The 18,979-nt window shown below is 64.2% G+C and carries 18 protein-coding genes; 17 read left to right on the plus strand and 1 reads right to left on the minus strand.

Annotation, left to right across the window (positions count from 1 at the left end; all coding sequences use genetic code 11):
* Nucleotides 1-12 precede the first annotated feature (12 nt).
* From FJ423_RS18815 to FJ423_RS18875, 12 genes are all read left to right on the plus strand, one after another.
* The gene (locus tag FJ423_RS18815) at nt 13-1,542 is read left to right on the plus strand and encodes an ABC transporter substrate-binding protein (protein ID WP_140843826.1); all 1,530 of its coding nucleotides are present in this window, start codon (nt 13-15) and stop codon (nt 1,540-1,542) included.
* Between the two features lie 68 nt (nt 1,543-1,610).
* Nucleotides 1,611-2,618 carry an ABC transporter permease gene (locus FJ423_RS18820; protein ID WP_140843828.1) on the plus strand — a complete coding sequence of 336 codons (1,008 nt, stop codon included), beginning with the start codon at nt 1,611-1,613 and terminating at the stop codon, nt 2,616-2,618.
* Entirely contained in the window at nt 2,611-3,459 is an 849-nt protein-coding gene (locus tag FJ423_RS18825) for an ABC transporter permease (protein ID WP_140843830.1), read from the plus strand. The genes FJ423_RS18820 and FJ423_RS18825 overlap by 8 nt, the downstream gene beginning before the upstream one ends.
* The gene (locus tag FJ423_RS18830; protein WP_140843832.1) at nt 3,456-4,334 is read left to right on the plus strand and encodes an ABC transporter ATP-binding protein; all 879 of its coding nucleotides are present in this window, start codon (nt 3,456-3,458) and stop codon (nt 4,332-4,334) included. The genes FJ423_RS18825 and FJ423_RS18830 overlap by 4 nt, the downstream gene beginning before the upstream one ends.
* Nucleotides 4,327-5,151 carry an ATP-binding cassette domain-containing protein gene (locus FJ423_RS18835; protein WP_140843834.1) on the plus strand — a complete coding sequence of 275 codons (825 nt, stop codon included), beginning with the start codon at nt 4,327-4,329 and terminating at the stop codon, nt 5,149-5,151. The genes FJ423_RS18830 and FJ423_RS18835 overlap by 8 nt, the downstream gene beginning before the upstream one ends.
* Nucleotides 5,152-5,229: 78 nt before the next feature.
* A complete protein-coding gene (locus FJ423_RS18840) occupies nt 5,230-5,829 on the plus strand; it encodes a VOC family protein (RefSeq protein ID WP_140843836.1) in 600 nt (199 codons plus the stop codon).
* Nucleotides 5,830-6,019: 190 nt separating this feature from the next.
* On the plus strand, nt 6,020-8,314 hold the full coding sequence (locus FJ423_RS18845; protein WP_140843838.1) for a bifunctional salicylyl-CoA 5-hydroxylase/oxidoreductase: 2,295 nt from the start codon (nt 6,020-6,022) through the stop codon (nt 8,312-8,314).
* The gene (locus FJ423_RS18850; RefSeq protein ID WP_140843840.1) at nt 8,311-9,084 is read left to right on the plus strand and encodes an SDR family NAD(P)-dependent oxidoreductase; all 774 of its coding nucleotides are present in this window, start codon (nt 8,311-8,313) and stop codon (nt 9,082-9,084) included. Before FJ423_RS18845 ends, FJ423_RS18850 begins: the two co-directional genes overlap by 4 nt.
* Nucleotides 9,078-9,542, plus strand: a complete 465-nt coding sequence (locus FJ423_RS18855) for a MarR family transcriptional regulator (RefSeq protein ID WP_140629264.1) — start codon at nt 9,078-9,080, stop codon at nt 9,540-9,542. The genes FJ423_RS18850 and FJ423_RS18855 overlap by 7 nt, the downstream gene beginning before the upstream one ends.
* Nucleotides 9,539-10,351 carry an enoyl-CoA hydratase family protein gene (locus tag FJ423_RS18860; RefSeq protein WP_140843842.1) on the plus strand — a complete coding sequence of 271 codons (813 nt, stop codon included), beginning with the start codon at nt 9,539-9,541 and terminating at the stop codon, nt 10,349-10,351. Before FJ423_RS18855 ends, FJ423_RS18860 begins: the two co-directional genes overlap by 4 nt.
* A 231-nt stretch (nt 10,352-10,582) precedes the next feature.
* Entirely contained in the window at nt 10,583-11,731 is a 1,149-nt protein-coding gene (locus FJ423_RS18870; RefSeq protein ID WP_140843963.1) for an acyl-CoA dehydrogenase family protein, read from the plus strand.
* 29 nt (nt 11,732-11,760) lie between these two features.
* A complete protein-coding gene (locus FJ423_RS18875; RefSeq protein WP_095766033.1) occupies nt 11,761-12,156 on the plus strand; it encodes a RidA family protein in 396 nt (131 codons plus the stop codon).
* Between the two features lie 236 nt (nt 12,157-12,392).
* Here FJ423_RS18875 and FJ423_RS18880 read toward each other — a convergent pair whose 3' ends face one another.
* The gene (locus FJ423_RS18880; protein WP_140843844.1) at nt 12,393-13,484 is read right to left on the minus strand and encodes an LLM class flavin-dependent oxidoreductase; all 1,092 of its coding nucleotides are present in this window, start codon (nt 13,482-13,484) and stop codon (nt 12,393-12,395) included.
* Nucleotides 13,485-13,604: 120 nt separating this feature from the next.
* Here FJ423_RS18880 and FJ423_RS18885 point away from each other — a divergent pair, with 120 nt between their 5' ends.
* From FJ423_RS18885 to FJ423_RS18905, 5 genes are all read left to right on the plus strand, one after another.
* Nucleotides 13,605-14,378: an aldolase/citrate lyase family protein gene (locus tag FJ423_RS18885; RefSeq protein WP_140843846.1), complete on the plus strand. Its 774-nt coding sequence runs from the start codon at nt 13,605-13,607 to the stop codon at nt 14,376-14,378.
* Between the two features lie 158 nt (nt 14,379-14,536).
* Entirely contained in the window at nt 14,537-15,736 is a 1,200-nt protein-coding gene (locus tag FJ423_RS18890) for a pyridoxal phosphate-dependent aminotransferase (protein WP_140843848.1), read from the plus strand.
* A gap of 73 nt (nt 15,737-15,809) precedes the next feature.
* Nucleotides 15,810-16,607: an ABC transporter substrate-binding protein gene (locus tag FJ423_RS18895; RefSeq protein WP_140843850.1), complete on the plus strand. Its 798-nt coding sequence runs from the start codon at nt 15,810-15,812 to the stop codon at nt 16,605-16,607.
* Between the two features lie 216 nt (nt 16,608-16,823).
* The gene (locus tag FJ423_RS18900; RefSeq protein WP_095766038.1) at nt 16,824-17,498 is read left to right on the plus strand and encodes an amino acid ABC transporter permease; all 675 of its coding nucleotides are present in this window, start codon (nt 16,824-16,826) and stop codon (nt 17,496-17,498) included.
* Between the two features lie 43 nt (nt 17,499-17,541).
* The gene (locus FJ423_RS18905; RefSeq protein ID WP_140843852.1) at nt 17,542-18,828 is read left to right on the plus strand and encodes a cysteine desulfurase-like protein; all 1,287 of its coding nucleotides are present in this window, start codon (nt 17,542-17,544) and stop codon (nt 18,826-18,828) included.
* Nucleotides 18,829-18,979 lie beyond the last annotated feature (151 nt).

Consider the following 18,979-nt stretch of genomic DNA (forward strand, 5'->3'; position numbering starts at 1 on the left):
AGGGGAACGACCATGACCATCAACAGACGTGACTTGCTTGGATATGGCGCAGCGGCGCTCAGTGCCGCCACGTTTGGCCTGCCGAGGGCAGCAAAGGCGGCGGACGAACTCACCATCGCCTACAACGTCAATCTGCCTTCCTGGGACCCGACGACCGGCCCCTCGGCCGTCAACCCGACCATCCAGGGCCTTTATCAATCGGTGTTCGACCAGATCATCGGGCAGAAGCCGGACCTTTCCTTCACGCCCGGACTGCTCACCGAATGGGGCTGGAACGACGACCGCACCAAGGTGACGATGACGGTGCGCGACGGCGTGAAATGGCATGACGGCTCGCCCTTTACGGCCGAGGACGTGGTGTGGTCGCTGCAGCGGGCCGGCGACGAGAAGACCGGCAATCCGATCCAGTTCGTCTGGAAGAACGTCAACAACTTCAAGATCGACGGCAACAAGATCACCGGCGATGTCGTGCAGTTCGACCCGGTCTATTTCAAGTGGATGTCGTTCCTGACCGGCTACATCCTGCCGAAGGCCTATTACGAGAAGGTCGGCGCGGAAGGCTTCGAGAAGGCGCCGATCGGCACCGGCCCCTATATGGTCGACAAGTTCGAGCGCAACGCCTTCCTGCGGCTGAAGGCCAATCCGCACTACTGGGGCACGAAGCCCGCCTTCGAGAACTTGACGATCAAATTCGTGACCGACGCGGCGAGCCGCGTCGCCGAGATCGAGTCCGGCTCCTCGCAGGTGACGCTCGAAATCCCCTATGAGGAATATGACCGGCTGATTGCCAAGGACGGGCTTGCCGGCTCGATCAAGAATGTTTCCGACATCGGCATGATCTTCTTCAACGACATCGAGGCGATGCTGGACAAGAATGTCCGCCAGGCCGCCGTGATGGCGGTGGACAAGGAGCTTTTGGTCAAGCGGCTGCTGCGCGGCTACGGCCAGCCGATCGCCACGCTGGAGACGCCGGAATACACGGCCTTTGATCCGTCGATCAAGGTCGAGCACAATCCGGAGAAGGCCAAGGAGCTGCTCGCCGCCTCCGGCTATTCGCCCAAGAAGCCGGTCAAGTTTACCATCCAGACCACTAAGGGCTTCAAGCCCAAGGACTATGAGATGATCCAGGCGATCGTCGGCATGTGGCGCAAGGTCGGCATCGAGGCCAATATCGAGGTCTACGAGATCGCCAAGCATTACGAGCTGCGCGCCGCCGACAAGCTGGCTCCGGCCGCTTTCTACAACTGGGGCAACTCGATTGGCGATCCGACCACCTCGACCGGTTTCGCCATGTATGGCCCGAGCCCGCATTCGGTTTGGGACAGCCAGGACCTGATCGACATGATCAACCCGCTGTGGGGCGAGAAGGACGAAGCCAAGCGCATCGCTGGCTGGAAGGTCGTCGACAAATACATCGCCGAGCAGGCCTATGTGCTGCCGCTGATCCAATATGCGCAACCGATCGTGCATTCGAAGAAGGTGAATGTCGTGCAGCATGTGTCCGGCGCGCTGCTGCCAGCGCTGATGAGCCCGGCCGCCTGATCGTCGGTTCTGGATTACCGCGCGCCGTCCGCAAGACGGCGCGCATTTTCATCCGGACATATGGGCGCATGCTGCTGCAAAGATTCCTCGTTCGTCTGTTGACGATGCTGGTGACGCTGTTCGGCGTCGCCGTCGTCGTCTTCGTCGTCATCCGCGTCGCGCCCGGCGACCCGATCGCGATGATGCTGCCGCCCGGCGCCAGCGATGACGACATCTCCCGGCTGCGCGCGCTCTACGGGCTCGACAAGAGCATCGTGCAGCAATTCTTCATCTGGCTCGGCGGCGTGCTGCATGGGAATTTCGGCACGTCCATATCATTGCGTCAGGATGTGCTCGGCCTCGTCTTCAACCGGCTGCCGGCGACGCTGGAGCTTGCGACGGTCGCGCTGCTGATGGCGATCGCGATCGGCACGACCGCCGCGATCCTCGGCGCGCGCTCGCGCGGAACGGCGGTCGAAGCCGGCATCGACATTGTGAGCGGCGCGACGCTTTCCATCCCCGATTTCCTCTGGGGCCTAGTGCTGATCCTGCTGTTCGGCGTGCTGGTGCCGGTGTTCGACATTTCGGGCCGGGTGTCGCCGCAGCTTGATCTGCCCTTCGCCACCCAGTTCTACTTGGTCGAGAGCATCCTCAGGCTTCGTTTCGACCTGACATGGGACCTGTTGAAACACATGCTGATGCCGGCCGTCGCGCTGGCGCTGCCGCTGGCGGCGATCATCGCTCAATTGCTCAAACAGTCGCTGAAGGAAGTGCTCGACCTCGACTATGTGGTGCTGGCGCGCGTGAAAGGTTTTTCGGAGACACAGGTGATCCTGCGCGAGGCGCTCAAGAATGCGGCGCTGCCGACGCTGACGCTGGTCGGCGTGCAGTTCACCTTCCTTATCGGCGGCACCGTCATCGTCGAGCGGTTGTTTTCCTACGAAGGCCTCGGCAACATGGCGATCGACGCCGTCATCAACCGCGACCTGCCGCTGATCCAGGGCATCGTGCTGGTGTTCGCGCTGCTCTTCGTGCTGATCAACCTCGCCGTCGACATGACGTATGCGCTGCTCAATCCGAGGCTGCGCCATGGATGAGGCGCGCATCGCTCGACGCGGCCCGAGCCCGCGGCTGTGGCTGGCCGGGGTCTGGCTGCTGCTGGCGCTGCTGGCGGCCATCTTCGCGCCATTGATCGCGCCGCAGGACCCGCTGGCGCAGGATTTGATGCTGGAGCGCCTGCCGCCCTTCTGGCTGGACGGCGCCGAGCCCGGCTATTGGCTGGGCACCGACAGCCTGGGACGCGATCTGTTGTCGCGGCTGATCTTCGGCGGCCGCATCGCCTTCATCGTCGCCTTTGCGGCGGCGACGTCCGCCTGCCTGCTCGGCTCCGCGCTAGGGTTGATCGCCGGCTATTTCGGCGGCTGGCCCGACCGCATCATCTCGCGCATCGTCGATGTCTGGATGGCCTTCCCGCCGGTGCTGTTCGCGATCCTGCTGGTGGCCGTGCTGGGCACCGGCCTGAGCTCCGTCATCCTCGCCATCGCGATCATCGACTGGACGCGCTTCTGCCGGGTGATCCGCGCCGAGGCGATGAGCCAGGCGCGCATGGATTATGTCGAGAGCGCGCGCATTGCCGGCTATGGCCGTATCGGCATCATGCTGCGCGAAGTGCTGCCCAATGTGCTGCCGTCGGTGGTGGCGCTGCTGTCGCTCGAAATGGGCATCGCCGTGATCGTCGAGGCGATTCTGTCCTTCGTCAATCTGTCGATCTCGACCGACGACCCGACCTGGGGCAGCATCATCGCCGAGGGTCGGCTGTCGATCCACCAGGCTTGGTGGGTGCTGGTGTTCCCGCTGATCACGCTGATCCTCACCGTTCTTTCCTTCAGTCAGTTCGGCGAGGCGCTGAAGGCGCGCTTCGATCCGGTGCTGCGATGAGCGCGTGCCTCGACATCCGCGACTTGAGCGCCGTGCTGCCCAACGGCCAGCGCGTGCTGCGCTCGGTATCGCTTGCCGTGCAGCCGGGCGAGGTGCGCGCGCTTGTCGGCGAAAGCGGCGCCGGCAAGACGATGATCGGCAAGGCGGTGCTCGGCGTGCTGCCGAAAAGCGTGCGCATCGTCGAAGGCGAGATGCTGATCGAGGGCGAGGACCTCGGCCGCCTCGATCCGAAGGCTCGGCGGACCCTGATCGGCGCGCGCACGGCGCTGATCCCGCAGGATCCGCTCACCGCGCTCAACCCGTCGCGCCGCATCGGCCCGCAGATGACCGACCGGCTGGTGCGCATCCTCGGCTGGAGCGGCGAGAGGGCGGACCAGCGCATATGGCAGTTGCTCGACGAGGTGCAAATCCGCGACCCCGAGCGCGTGCTGAAGAGCTATCCGCATGAATTGTCCGGCGGTATGCGTCAGCGTGTGCTGATCGCGGCGGCTTTCGCGGCGGAGCCCCGATTGATTGTCGCGGACGAGCCGACGACGGCGCTGGACGTAACGGTGCAAAAACAGATCCTGCGGCTCATCGCGCAACTGCAGCGCGATCATGGCACGGCGATCCTGTTCGTCACCCATGACCTCGGCGTGGTTGCCAAGATCAGCCAGAAAGTGTCGGTGCTCTATGCCGGCAAGGTGGTCGAAGAGGCCGAGACCGAGGCGCTGTTTGCGGCACCGCAGCACCCCTATACGCGCGCGCTGATGGCGGCGACACCGCGCTACACCGACCCGTTTGCTTCGCTGAAGCCGGTGGACGAAAGCGTGCTTGCCGGATTGGCCGCAGAGATCGCCGCCGCCGACCAGGCCTGGAGGCCCGGCCATGGCTGAGGCGCTGTTTTCCGTACGGGGGCTGAAGGTGGCGCTGCCCGACATGACGCGCAAGCCGCTGATCGGCCGCGCGCCGCTGGCCGAAATCCTGAAAGGGCTCGACTTCGACCTGCCAAAGGGATCTGTCACCGGCATCGTCGGCGAATCCGGCTCCGGCAAGTCGACGCTCGGCCGCGCGCTGGTAAGGCTGCTCGAACCGAGTGCCGGCTCCATCGGCTTCGAGGGGCGCGACATCAGCTATCTTTCGGAAGCGGAGCTGAGACCGCTGCGCCGCGACCTGCAGATGATCTTCCAGGACCCGATGTCGTCGCTCAATCCGCGGCATACGATCTTCAACATCATCGCCGCACCCTTGCGGCAGAACGGCCTTCGCGACCGGCTGAAGGAACGCGTCGCGGAAGCGCTGCAGCGCGTCGGCCTGCCGCAGAATTTTGCCAGCCGCTACCGCCACGAATTGTCGGGCGGCCAGCGGCAGCGTGTCGGTATCGCACGGGCGCTCGCGCTGTCGCCGAAATTCGTGCTGGCCGACGAGATCGTCTCTGGCCTCGACGTCTCGACGCAGGCGCAGATCCTGACGCTGCTGGAAAAGCTAGCGGCCGAGATGGGGCTGACGGTGGCCTTCATCAGCCACGATTTGTCGGTGATCCGGCGGCTTTGCCAGCAGGTCATCGTGATGCGCGAAGGCAGGATCGTCGAGGCCAGCGCCACGGACGCGCTGTTCGAGAACCCGAAGGAGACTTACACGCGCGACCTGCTCGCCGCCATTCCGCTGCCGGAAATCGACCCGGACTGGCTGCGGCCCAAGGCGTCGGCATGACGTGAGTTTTGATCCGCACGCCGACCAGCGGGCCTCGGATGTGCGCAAGGACAAGTCAGCCCGCCAACGGAGGGTGACATGAAATACGTAATCCAGGCAGCGGCCTTCGCGGCCTCTTTGTTCGGCGCAATAGGAGCAGCTTCCGCGGATTCAATCCCCGGCATGCGCGGGCACGACCACACCGGCATCACCGTGCCCGACATGAAGCAGGCCGTCGACTTCTTCACCAATGTCGTCGGCTGCAAGAAGGCGATGTCCTTCGGGCCGTTCGCGGACGACAAGGGCACCTTCATGCAGGACCTGCTTGGCGTCGATCCGAAGGCGGTGATCGAGGAGATCACCTTGGTGCGCTGCGGGTATGGATCGAACATCGAACTGTTCAAATACACGGCGCCCGACCAGAAGGATTTGACGCCGAAGAACAGCGATATCGGCGGCTTCCACATCGCCTTCTATGTCGACGACGTTGCCGCCGCGAAAACCTATCTCGAGGCCAAGGGCGTGAAGACCCGGATGGGACCGCTGCCGGTGAAGGAAGGGCCGGCTGCAGGCCAGACCATCCTCTATTTCCAGGCGCCGTGGGGGCTGCAGCTGGAGGCGATCAGCTACCCCGAAGGCATGGCGTATGAAAAGGACGCCGAGACGGTGCTGTGGAGCCCGAAGAATCCGACCAAGTGACGACCAAACAGCCGGCGTCGATCATTCAATTATAAAACTTTAAGCTTGAAATAATGGCCGGCCAGCGCGATACTGACAGTTGGGTCGCCGCCTTGCCGGCGTTCCCGATGCCTTAGAGCGTTTCATGCAATTCTGGACGGAAAACCGCTACGCATTTTTCCTGGAATTGCTCTAGAGGAGATCGCAAGACATGAAGGTTGCGGTTCTCGGCGGCGGACCAGCCGGCCTCTACTTTGCCATCTCGCTCAAGCTGCGCGATGCCGTGCATGAGGTGACGGTCTATGAGCGCAACCGACCGGACGACACGTTCGGATGGGGCGTGGTGCTGTCGGCGGAGACGCTTGAGAACCTGACCAGGAACGACCCGGTCAGCGCCGTCTGGATCAAGAAACATTTCGCCTATTGGGACGACATTGCGGTCATCCATGACGGCGTGCGCACCGTGTCTTCAGGTCATGGCTTTTGCGGCATCGGCCGCAAGCGGCTCCTGATCCTCTTGCAGCGGCGCGCCCGCGAGCTCGGCATCAAGATGATGTTCGAGACCGATATTTCCGACCCGAAACCCTTTATGGAAACGCATGACCTGGTGGTCGCCGCCGACGGGTTGAACTCGAAGTCACGCGCGGCCTTCGCCGATGTCTTCAAGCCCGACATCGACACCCGCAAATGCAAGTTCGTCTGGCTCGGCACCACGCAGAAATTCGACGATGCCTTCACCTTCATCTTCGAGAAGACCGAGCATGGCTGGGTATGGGCGCATGCCTACCAGTTCGACAGCGAGACCGCGACCTTCATCGTCGAATGCAGCGAAGCGACCTGGGCTGCGTTCGGCTTCGGCCAGATGACGCAGCAGGAATCGATCGCGGTCTGCGAACGCATTTTTGCAAAGCATCTCGGCGGCCACCCGCTGATGACCAACGCCAACCACATTCGAGGTTCGGCGTGGATCAACTTCCCGCGGGTGCTGTGCGAGCGCTGGTCGTACAAGAACCTGGCGCTTATGGGGGATGCGGCGGCTTCAGCGCATTTCTCCATCGGCTCCGGCACCAAGCTGGCGCTGGAAAGCGCGGTGGCGCTCGCCGATTATGTCGAGTCCGAGCCGGACCTTGAGGCGGCCTTCCGAAAATATGAGGATGCGCGGCGCACCGAGGTGTTGAAGCTGCAATCGGCGGCGCGCAATTCGTTGGAATGGTTCGAAGAAGTCGAACGATATCTCGGTTTAGATCCAGTTCAATTCAACTATTCGCTGCTCACCCGCTCGCAGCGCATCAGCCACGAGAACCTTCGGCTGCGCGATGCCGAATGGCTGGCGGGCGCCGAAGAATGGTTCCAGCGCAAGGCCGGCGCCGGCGGCAACAGCTTACGCCGCGCGCCGATGTTCGCGCCGTTCAAGCTGCGCGACATGACGCTCAGCAACCGCATCGTCGTCTCGCCGATGGCGCAGTACAAGGCCGTCGACGGCTGTCCGACCGACTGGCATTTTTCGCATTATGCCGAGCGCGCCAAGGGCGGCGCCGGCCTGCTCTATATCGAGATGACCTGCGTCAGCCCGGAAGGGCGCATCACGCCCGGATGTCCTGGCTTCTACAGACCGGAGCATGAGGTCGCGTGGAAGCGGCTGGTCGATTTCGTCCATGCCGAGACCGAAGCAAAGATCTGCGCCCAGATCGGCCATTCCGGCGCCAAGGGCTCGACCCGGGTGGGCTGGGAAGGAACCGACGTGCCGCTGCCGGACGGCAACTGGCCGGTGATGGCGCCTTCGGCCGTGCCATGGTCGCCGAAAAACCAGGTGCCGAAGGCGATGGACCGCGCCGACATGGATGTGGTTCGCGACCAGTTCGTCGCCTCGGCCGAGATGGCCGCGCGCTGCGGCTTCGACATGCTGGAGATCCATGCCGCGCATGGCTACCTGCTCTCGGCCTTCATCACGCCGCTGACCAATCGCCGCACTGACGACTATGGCGGCTCGCTGGAAAACCGCATGCGCTATCCGCTGGAAGTCTTCCATGCGGTGCGCGCCGTGTGGCCGGCTGAAAAGCCGATCTCGATGCGCATCTCGGCCAATGACTGGGTGGGCATCGAAGGCGTCACGCCTTCGGATGCGGTCGAGATTGCCAGACTTCTGCACGGAGCGGGCGTCGACCTTTGCGACGTGTCGGCCGGGCAAACCACCATCGCCGCCAAGCCGGTCTATGGCCGCATGTTCCAGACGCCGTTTTCCGACCGCATCCGCAACGAGGTCGGCATGGCGACGATGGCGGTCGGCAATATCTATGAGCCCGACCACGCCAATTCGATCCTGATGGCCGGCCGCGCCGATCTGGTGGCGCTGGCCAGGCCGCATCTTGCCGATCCCTACTGGACGCTGCACGCGGCGGTGACGCTCGGCGACCGCGGCGTCAAATGGCCCGATCCCTATCTGCCGGGACGCGACCAGATCTACCGGCTGGCCGAGCGCGAAGCGGCTGCGGGGCTCAAAGTATGAGCGCCGTGCGCGAAATTGCCGGCAAGCACGCGCTGGTCACCGGCGGCGGCTCAGGTGTCGGCAAGGCCATTGCGGAAGCGCTGGCGGCAGAAGGTGTGGCCGTCACCATATGCGGGCGGCGCGAAGCGGCGCTGGCCGAGGTGGCGAAGGAAAGCGACCGCATCTTTGCCGTCACCGCCGACGTCACGAACGAGGCCGCAATGGCGGACGTGTACCAGAAGGCGGAAGCCGCACGCGGACCCTTCGACATCGTCGTGGCCAACGCCGGCATGGCGGGCAGCGTGGCGGCGCACAAGACCGCGCTGGCCGACTGGCAGCGCACGCTCGACGTCAATCTCACCGGCGCCTTCCTGACCGTGAAGCCGGGGCTCGCCGGAATGCTCGCGCGAAAGACCGGCCGGATCATTTTCATTGCCTCGACCGCGGGCCTCAAGGGTTATGCCTATGTCGCACCTTACGTCGCGGCCAAGCACGGCGTTGTCGGCCTGATGCGGGCCTTGGCTGCCGAGACCGCCAAATCCGGTGTCACCGTGAATGCCGTGTGCCCGGGCTTCGTCGAAACCGAGATGCTAGAGGAGTCCGTCCAGCGCATCGTCGAGAAGACCGGGCGTTCCACCGACGAGGCGCGCGCGAGCCTTGCGGCGACGAACCCGCAGGGGCATTTCATCCAGCCGGAAGAAGTCGCGGCGGCGGTGCTTTGGCTGTGCAGCGACGCCGCGCGGTCGATCACCGGGCAGGCCATTTCGATTTCGGGAGGCGAGACATGGTAGCGGGACCGACTTCCGCCGGACCGGGCAAGGACAGGCTGCGGCTGTGGATACGCCTGCTACGCGCCTCGCGCACCATCGAGGCGGAGCTGCGCGAGCGTTTGAAGAAGGAGTTCGACACCACGCTGCCGCGCTTCGACGTGATGGCGGCGCTCTACCGCTCGCCGGAAGGCATGCTGATGAGCGACCTGTCGCGCTTCCTGCTGGTGTCGAACGGCAATGTGACGGGCATCGTCGACCGACTGGTGTCCGAAGGGCTGGTGATGCGGGCGCGCCGTAACGGCGACCGCCGCACCTCGATGGTGCGGCTGACCGAGGAAGGCTCGAAATCCTTCGCCGCGATCGCCGCCGCGCATGAGAATTGGGTCGGCGAGCTGCTCGGCAATGTCAGCGAGGACGAGGCGCGGCAGCTGACCGGCATGTTGAAATCGTTCCGCAGCAATTGGGAGGGACGCGAATGAGCGCCATGGCCAAGCTCAAGCCGAAGCACTTCCTCTGGCGGGTCGAAGGCAAGATCGCGAAGATCCGGCTCGACCGGCCGGAGCGCAAGAACCCGCTGACCTTCGACAGCTATGCCGAGCTGCGCGACACGTTTCGCGAGCTCGTCTATGCCGACGACGTCGATGCCGTGGTGTTCCTGCCCAATGGCGGCAATTTCTGCTCGGGCGGCGATGTCCACGACATTATCGGGCCGCTGGTCCAGATGGACATGAAGGCGCTGCTCGCCTTCACCCGCATGACCGGCGATTTCGTCAAGGCGATGCTCAACTGCGGCAAGCCGATCATCGCGGCCGTCGACGGCGTCGCGGTCGGCGCCGGCGCGATCATCGCCATGGCCTCTGACATCCGCATCGCCACGCCGGAGGCAAAGACCGCCTTCCTGTTTACGCGCGTCGGCCTCGCCGGCTGCGACATGGGCGCCTGCGCGATCCTGCCGCGCATCATCGGCCAGGGCCGCGCCGCCGAACTGCTCTACACCGGCCGCACCATGAGCGCCGCCGAAGGCGAGCGCTGGGGTTTTTACAACCGCCTGGTCGAACCCAATGCGCTCGAGGGCGACGCGCTCGACATGGCGGCGCGCATCGTCTCCGGCCCGACCTTCGCGCACGGCATCACCAAGACGCAGCTCAACCAGGAATGGTCGATGGGCCTCGAGCAAGCGATCGAGGCGGAAGCGCAGGCGCAGGCGATCTGCATGCAGACCGGCGATTTCGAGCGGGCGTACAAGGCGTTCGCCGCGAAGGAAAAGCCGGTGTTCGAGGGGAGTTGAGGATGGGTGTGTTCTTGGAGAGGTTGGCGGGACAGCGCCCCCCTCTGGCCTGCCGGCCATCTCCCCCTCTAGGGGGGAGATCGGATGTCGCCCTCGCTTTCGCCAACCACCAACGCCGCAGGATTGAGCGGGACGCCAAAACTGCCAATCTCCCCCCTAGAGGGGGAGATGGCCGGCAGGACAGAGGGGGGCGCCGTAGAGCGCAACGCCCTAAGCACTGCGGAGGTGCAAATGCCTGACCGCACCTTCCTCTCGTGGCCCTTCTTCGAAGATCGCCACCGCCAGCTCGCCGAGCGTCTCGAAGCCTGGTGCCAACAAAACCTTCCCGTCGACCACCACGACGTCGACGCCGCCTGCCGCGCGCTCGTGGCGATGCTCGGCCGCGACGGGTGGCTGAAGCCGACGGCGCTCGACCCGGCCAAACCCGGACCGCTCGATGTGCGCACGCTCTGCATCACGCGCGAGACGCTTGCCCGCCACGACGGACTCGCCGATTTCGCCTTCGCCATGCAGGGGCTGGGCACTGGCGCGATCACGCTGTTCGGCACGCCGGACCAGCAGCGCTGGCTGGAGAAGACGCGGGCCGGCCAAGCGATCTCCGCCTTTGCGCTCTCCGAGCCACGCTCGGGGTCGGATGTCGCCAATATGGAAATGACCGCTGTCCGCGAAGGCGGCGACTATGTGCTTTGCGGCGAAAAGACCTGGATCTCCAATGGCGGCATCGCCGACCTCTATGTCGTGTTTGCCCGCACCGGCGAGGCGCCTGGCGCGAAAGGAATTTCCGCTTTCGTCGTGCCGGCGGAGACGAAGGGGCTCAGCGTCGCCGAGCGGCTCGAGGTCATCGCCCCTCACCCTCTGGCGCGGCTCTCCTTCAATAATGTCCGCATTCCGGCTTCCGCGCTGATCGGCAAGCCGGGCGACGGTTTCCGCGTCGCCATGTCGGTGCTCGACGTGTTCCGCTCGACGGTCGGCGCGGCGGCCCTCGGCTTTGCGCGGCGCGCGCTGGACGAAAGCGTCAAACGCGCGGCCGAGCGCAAGCTGTTCGGCGCGCCGATGGCGGAGCTGCAGATGGTGCAGGGTCACCTCGCCGACATGGCGCTGGATGTGGATGCGGCCGCGCTCCTCATCTACCGCGCCGCCTGGACCAAGGACATGGGCGCCGCGCGGGTGACGCGCGAGGCCGCCATGGCCAAGCTCTTCGCCACCGACAAGGCGCAGGACGTGATCGACAAGGCGGTGCAACTGCATGGTGGCGACGGCGTCCGCAAGGGACACATCATCGAGAGCCTCTATCGCGAGATCCGGGCGTTGCGCATCTATGAGGGCGCCTCGGACGTGCAGAAGGTGGTCATCGCCAGGCAGGTGATGGGCGGGGCGTGACAACGAGTTTGAACCAGGGGGAACTGGACATGCACACGATCCTGCAGCCGGAAGGCTGGGCCAAACCGATCGGCTACGCCAATGGTGTGGCCGCGCATGGCCGGCTCGTCTTTATCGGCGGCCAGGTCGGATGGAATGCCGAATGCCGGTTCGAGACCGACGACTTCGTCGGCCAGGTGCGCCAGACGCTCGCCAACATCGTTGCCGTGCTCGCCGAAGCCGGCGGCGAGCCGCGGCACATCACCTCGATGACCTGGTACTTTACCGACAAGGCCGAATATGTCGGCAACCTCAAAGGCATCGGCGAGGCCTATCGCGACGTGATCGGCCGGCATTTTCCGGCGATGGCGGCGATGCAAGTGGTGGCGCTGGTCGAGGACCGGGCCAAGGTGGAGATTCAGGCGACAGCTGTTATCCCGGAATAAGCGCCCCATCGCTTCGTCATCCACGGGCGGAGCAAGGAGCGATAGCGACGCAGCGCAGACCCGAGGATCCATTCCGTGACTTCGACGCGCCGCATCGGTGCAGAATTCTGCTCCGCTGCGCCCTGCGTCCGAGGTAACGGAATGGATTCCAGGGTCTCCGCGACGGAGCTTCGCTCCTGCTCCGCCCTGGAATGACGAAGTAGCGAAAGCCCCCGCCAGCAGGTACCGAACGGACCTTATCGTCGCAGTCCCGCCTGTCTCAAAATCGGCAGAACATGGTCGCAGAAATAGGGCAGTTCCTGGGTGTAGTTGACGAAGGACAATGCGATGCCCTGGTAGCCATGCCCGGCAATGGCGACCATATCGGCGGCAATCTTTTCAGGGGTTCCGATCAATGGATACGTGCCGGCGCCGCCGGCAAAGCGCTGCCGGTAGAGATCATAGGCATGCGGATCGTGCGACTGGGAGAATTCCTTCTTGCCGGCCATATGGGCATCGACGGCTTCGTGATCGGCCATCGTGACGGCGTAGCGCGTGTAATAGGCCTGCGCCTCTTCCACCGTCGGGCGGCAGACGACATGCGCAACCGTATAGACGCCGACATGGCGGCCCGCCTTGTCGGCGCGCTCGCTGATGTCGGCGACATGCTTGCCGGCATCGTTCATCTCGGAAAAGGTCGTGAACAGATAGTCGCATCTGGCAGCGGCGAAATCCCGGCCCGGGCCGCCGAAAGCGGCATTCATCGTCACCGGCCGCGGAACCTGGAGACTGGTCGGCCGGCTCACCGCCTCCTTGAGCCAATAATAAGTGCCTTCGTAGTCGAGAGGCTCGCTCGATGCATAGAGCCGCTCGAGGATTTCAATCCATTCCGCCGCCTGGTCATAGCCCTTCTCGACCAGCGGCGTGCCGAACATGCCGAATTCCTTCGGGTTCCAGCCGCAAACGATGTTGAGCCCGGCGCGGCCCTGGCTGATGTGGTCGACCGTCGCCAGCGCCTTGGCGGCGTAGAGTGGATGCACCAGCGGCACATGCACCGTCATGAACAGGCCGATCTGCTCGGTCACGGCCGCGAGCGCCGCCGCCCAGGTGAAGGTCTCGAAGGAGAATTCGCGGACCTTGTTGCGGCCGCCGAAACCGCGCCAGCGCGCGATCGGCAACATGAATTCGAGGCCGGCGCGGTCGGCTATCTGCGCCGCCGTCAGGTTATCCTGCCAGCTCGCGGTCCAGCGTTCCGGCACGTCGGTGATGGCAAGCCCGCCATCGGCGTTGGTCGAGAAGACGCCGAGCTTCAGTCTGTTCGGGCCGTGCAGGGGATGGGCTTTGATCATCTCGGAAACTCGCGGCGGGACGCCACACGCTAGGCCGGCGTGAAAATATTTCAAGCCTGAAACAGCTTCGCCTCGCCGTCATTTGCGGGTATGCATTGGGCAACTCAAAAAGGGGATGGCATGAGCGAGTTCCGCCAGAAGTGCATCGGCAAGACGAACCTCGTCGGGTCATTCGCCGCCATTCCCCATCCGGTCGCCGTCGAGGTGATGGCGCTGTCCGGCCTCGATTTCCTATGCATCGACTGGGAGCACGCGCAGATCTCGCGCGACATGATCGAGGCCATGGTGCGAGCAGCCGACGTGCATCGCGTGCCGGCGATGGTCCGGGTTCCCGGCCATGCGCCGGAAGCCATTCAGGCTGCGCTGGACAGCGGCGCGCAAGGCGTGCTCGTGCCGCGCGTCTCGACAGCGGAGCAGGCCGCGATTGCGGTGAAGGCCTCGCGCTATCCGCCGCAAGGCGCGCGCGGTGTCGGTCCCGGCCGGGCCGCGGGCTATGGCTATCGTATTCCCGAATATCTTGCCTCCGCCAACAACCGAACGATCGTCGCGGTCCAGGTTGAGACATCGGAGGGACTGGTCAATATCGAAGCGATCGCGGCGGTCGACGGCGTCGACGTAGTCTTCGTCGGCCCTGGCGATCTCTCGGTGTCGATCGACGCGGTCGGCCCGGCAGGCGCGGACAAGCTCTCCGAGGCGATCGGAACAATCATTCGCGTAACGATCGCACATGGCAGGACTGCCGGCATATTTTGCGCCAGCCCCCAGACCGTCAGCCGATGGGCAGCAATCGGCGCGAGTTTCTTCGTGCTGGCCAGCGACACGATGTTTCTCGGTGCCGGGGCCGCGGCCAACGGCACCGCCGCCCGCGCTGAACTGGCGCAAGGGGCCGGCTAGGCGAGAGCATATCGGCAAGGCAGAGGGTCGCCAAACTTTAAGCTTAAAACTTTCGCCTTGAAAAGCGCCGTACTTTGGATAGCATCAAGATCGCGACTGTCCGGCTGGAGGGGCTTTTCCGGTCCATCGCAGTGTTCCGGGTGAGAGGGGTTCGGTCCTTGTCGTTCATACTGCCCCATTCATCGTCCAGCGCGCGCTATGCTTTCGATGGCGTGCGCGCCCAGATTCGCGATCTGCACACCGAAAACATCGCCAACCTCGCGGTTCGCGCGCGGGAACTCGGCGATGTCATCGCGCTCTGGTACGGCGAAGGCGATATGGTGACGCCAGCCTTCATCCGCGACGCGGCGAAGGCCGCCTTCGACGAAGGCCTGACCTTCTACGTTCCCAACATGCGTGGGCACGGCCCGCTGAACGAGGCGCTTTCAGAATACCAGACGCGCATCCACGGCCGCTCGATCCCGATCGCGCGGACCACGGTGACGCCGGGCGGCATGCAGGCGCTCTATCTGGGGCTGGAACTGCTGGTCGATACCGGCACCAACGTCGTCTATGTCGCGCCGCAATGGCCCAACATCCACAACGCCATCCATCTGATCGGCGGCGAGCCGCGCCCGTTCTCGCTCGACTTCAAGGGCGACTGGCAACTCGATCTCGACCGATTGTTTGCAAGCTGCGATGCGCGCACCCGCGCGATCTTCCTGTCGACGCCGTCCAATCCGACCGGCTGGACCGCGACGCGCGAGGAGATGCAGGCGCTGCTCGACTTCAGCCGGCGCACCGGCATCTGGATCATCTCCGACGAGGTCTACGGCCGGCTCTATCTCGAGGGCGACGTCGCTCCTTCCATCCTGCAGATCGCCGAGGACGGCGACAGGGTGCTGTCGGTCAACAGCTTCTCGAAGGCTTGGGCGATGACCGGTTGGCGCATCGGCTGGCTGACCCATCCGTCAGGCGTTGCCGACCAGCTCGGCGCGATGACGCAATATGTCAACAGCGGCACCGCCGCGCCGATCCAGGCCGGCGCCGTCGCGGCGATCCGCCAGGGCGAGCCGCTGGTCGAGGAAATCAGGCAGCGGATCAGGATAGGCCTCGACCTCGCCTATGACCGGCTGGCGCAAATCCCAGGCACCATCCTGCCGACCAAGCCGCGCGGCGGCATGTATGCGTTCTTCGCCCTGGAGGGCGAGAACGACGCGCGCCGCGCCTGCGCCCGCATTCTGGAGACGGCGCGGGTCGGGCTTGCGCCCGGTCACCTGTTCGGAAATTCGGCTGCGGCGTTCCTGCGCATGTGCGTGTGCCGCGACAGCAACCAGATAGAAACGGCGCTTCAACGCATGACCGCCGCAATGAATTGACGCCCTGCCGGAAGCGGGGCGGCAAAAAGCCGTGCGGGTCGAACCCGCCCGTTCAACAACAGAGGGAACAGAAATGAGCTTTACTCGTCGCAACCTGCTTCTCATGGCCGCCGCCATCGGCATCGCCGCCGGCCCCGCCACCGCTTACGCCGCGGATGTGCTCAATGTCGGCGCTTACCCGACCAATCCGCCTTTCGAATACAAGAACGAGAGCGGCACCTTCGAGGGTTTCGAGGTCGACATCGTCAACGAGGCGGCCAAGCGCATCGGCATGACCACCGACATCGCCGATCTCGGGTTCCAGGCGCTGTTCGCCGCTACCACCTCCAAGCGCATTGACGTCGCCATCTCCTCGATCACCATCACGCAGGAGCGGCTGAAGTCGCAGTCCTTCACGCAGCCCTATTATGACTCCGACATGGGCATCGCCACCAAGGCCGACAGCCCGATCAGCACCGAGGCGGACCTCAAGGGCAAGGTCGTCGGCGTGCTTTCCGGTTCCACCGGCGAAACCTGGGTCAAGGACCATCAGCAAGCCGACGGCTTCAGCGACGTGAAGGGCTACGACACGCAGCAGAACCTGTTGCTCGACCTTAGCGCCGGCCGCGTCGACGCCGCCGTCAGCGATATCCCCGGCATGCAATACTCCTTCAAGAAGATGAAGGACCTCGTCGTCAAGCAGCGCATCAAGACCGGCGAGCAATACGGCCTGATGATGACCAAGGACCACCCGCTGCTCGGCAAGCTGAACGACGCGATGACGGCGATGAAGAAGGACGGGACGCTGGCCGCGATCCACAAGAAGTGGTTCGACAGCGATGCTCCGGCGGACTCCTCCACGGTCAAGGAAATGCCGCTGCCCAAGGCCTGAGCGGCGACGAACGCAACAGGACGTGCCGGCGCGAGAGGCCGGCACGTCCGTTTTTTCACGGATGAGCCCTGCCATCGCCGAAGCCGGTGCGGCAAAATCGGTGTCGGTGCTTGGCTCTGGCGTCTGTCTCCTTGATTTGATGCAATTGCGGATGAAAAGCCGTTTCGCACTTTTCGTGGAATTGCTCTGGACGCAAAACGGTTCGGGAACGCTCCCATGTCGCTGATCGACACCTTCTTCAATCCCGGCGTTATTGCAGCCAGCCTGCCGGCGCTGCTGCGCGGCTTTCTCAACACGCTGCTGCTTGGGGTGATGAGCATCGTCATCGGCATCGCGGCGGGGCTGGCGATCAGCCTCGTGCGGCTCTATGCGCCGAAGCCGCTGCGGCTGCTCGCAGTCGGCTACACCGACATCTTTCGCGCTTTGCCGGTGCTGGTGGTTTTGATCCTGATCTACTACGCGCTGCCCTTCCTCGGCATACGCCTGTCGTCCTGGGCGTCCGCCGTGACGGCTTTCGCCATCATCATGTCGGCTTACTCGGCCGAGGTATTTCGCTCCGGCATCGAAAGCATTCCGCGCGGCCAGTTTGAGGCGGCGCAGGCGCTTGGCCTGCCGTTCATGCTGACCCTGCGCAAGGTCGTGTTGCCGCAAGCGATCCGCGTGGTCATCCCGCCGATGACCAGCAACTGCGTCTCGATGTTCAAGGATACCTCGCTCGCCTCGACCGTGGCACTGCCGGAGCTGCTCAAGGAAGCGACCAATGCGCAGTCGCTCTACGCCAATCCCTCGCCGCTGATCGGCGCGGCGCTTGTCTACCTCATCTTCCTCTGGCCGATGGTGCGCCTCGTCAGCCTGCTCGAGCGCCGCTTCCAGACCGAGAAGACGCGCTGAACCCCGTCCACCGATCGTCCAAGTCCCCCGCAGGAGCCTGCCCGTGAACAAGCACCAGTCCGACAATACCAACGCCGCCGCGTTCCCGGTCGAGAAGATCCGCGCCATGTTTCCGGCGCTTCAACAGGCCGGCGACTTCATCTTCCTGGACAATGCCGCCGGCGCGCAGATCCCGCAAAGCGTGCTCGACGCCGTGACCAATCATCTGGTTTCACACAATGTGCAGCGCGGCGGCCGCTATGGCCGCAGCGTCACCGTCGATCAGTCGGTCGCCGACGCACGCGAGAGTGTGGCGCTGTTGATCAATGCCTACAGTCCGTCCGAAATCTGCTTCGGCATGAACGCCACCTCGTTCATCCGCCTGGTCAGCCTCGGCATCGGCCAGATGCTCTCGAAAGATCCTGGGGGGCGCGACGAGATCGTCGTTACCGACATGGATCACGACGCCAACATCGCCACTTGGCTGGCGCTGGAATCCGCCGGTGCCAAGTTCAAATGGTGGCGCATGCGCGAGAACGGCAATCTGCATGTCGACGACCTCAAGCCGCTGGTGTCGGAGCGCACGCGCCTCGTCGCCTGCACGGTGACGGCGCATTCGATCGGCTCGATCGTCGACGTCGCTTCGGTGGCCAGGATCGCGCATGCGGCCGGCGCCGAAGTGTTCCTGGATTGCGTGCATTACGGGCCGCACGGGCTGATCGACGTGCAGGCCTGGGACTGCGACTATCTCGTCTGCTCCGGCTACAAGAATTTCTCGCCGCATATGGGCTTCCTATGGGGCCGCTTCGACACGCTGAAGCGGCTGCCGACCTTCCGCGAGGACTTCATTCCCGACGAGCCGCCCTACAAAGTCGAAGCCGGCACCTTCATCTACGAGAATGTCTCCGGCATGGACGCGGCGGTGCGCTATCTGGAATCGATCGGCCGCAACTTCCTTCCCGAAAACAACCGCTCGCGCCGCGACAACATCGTCGCCGGCATGAACGCCATCCGCAATTATGAGCTGATGCTGGCGCGCGCAATGCTGAAGGTGCTGAAGGATTGCAATGCCACGATCTACGGCGTCGCTGACGAGGCGCGCATCACCGAGCGCGTGCCGACCTTCTGCTTCAACATCGGCAAGCTGTCGCCGCAGCGGATCGTCGAGGAGATGGCCGCCATGCAGATCGGCATACGCGACGGCCACATGTATGCGCCGCGGTTGATGAAGCGGCTGAACCTGTCGATGGACAGCGGCGCCATTCGTGCCTCGCTGGTGCATTACAACACGGTGGAAGAGGTGTACCGTTTTGGAGAAGCGCTGCGGGCGATTATTGCGAAGTTGGGGTGATCCCGACCACCTCCGCGTCGTCATCCACGGGCGAAGCAAGGAGCGAAGCGACGCGCGCAGACCCGAGGATCCATTCCGTGACGTGAGAGCGCCGCTCACGGTGCAGAAATTCTACTCCGCTGCATTCTTCGGCTGAGGTACCGGCATGGAT

Origin of the sequence: Mesorhizobium sp. B2-8-9 (genome assembly GCF_006439475.1) — a bacterium.
In the GTDB taxonomy this organism is placed as follows: Bacteria; Pseudomonadota; Alphaproteobacteria; order Rhizobiales; family Rhizobiaceae; genus Mesorhizobium.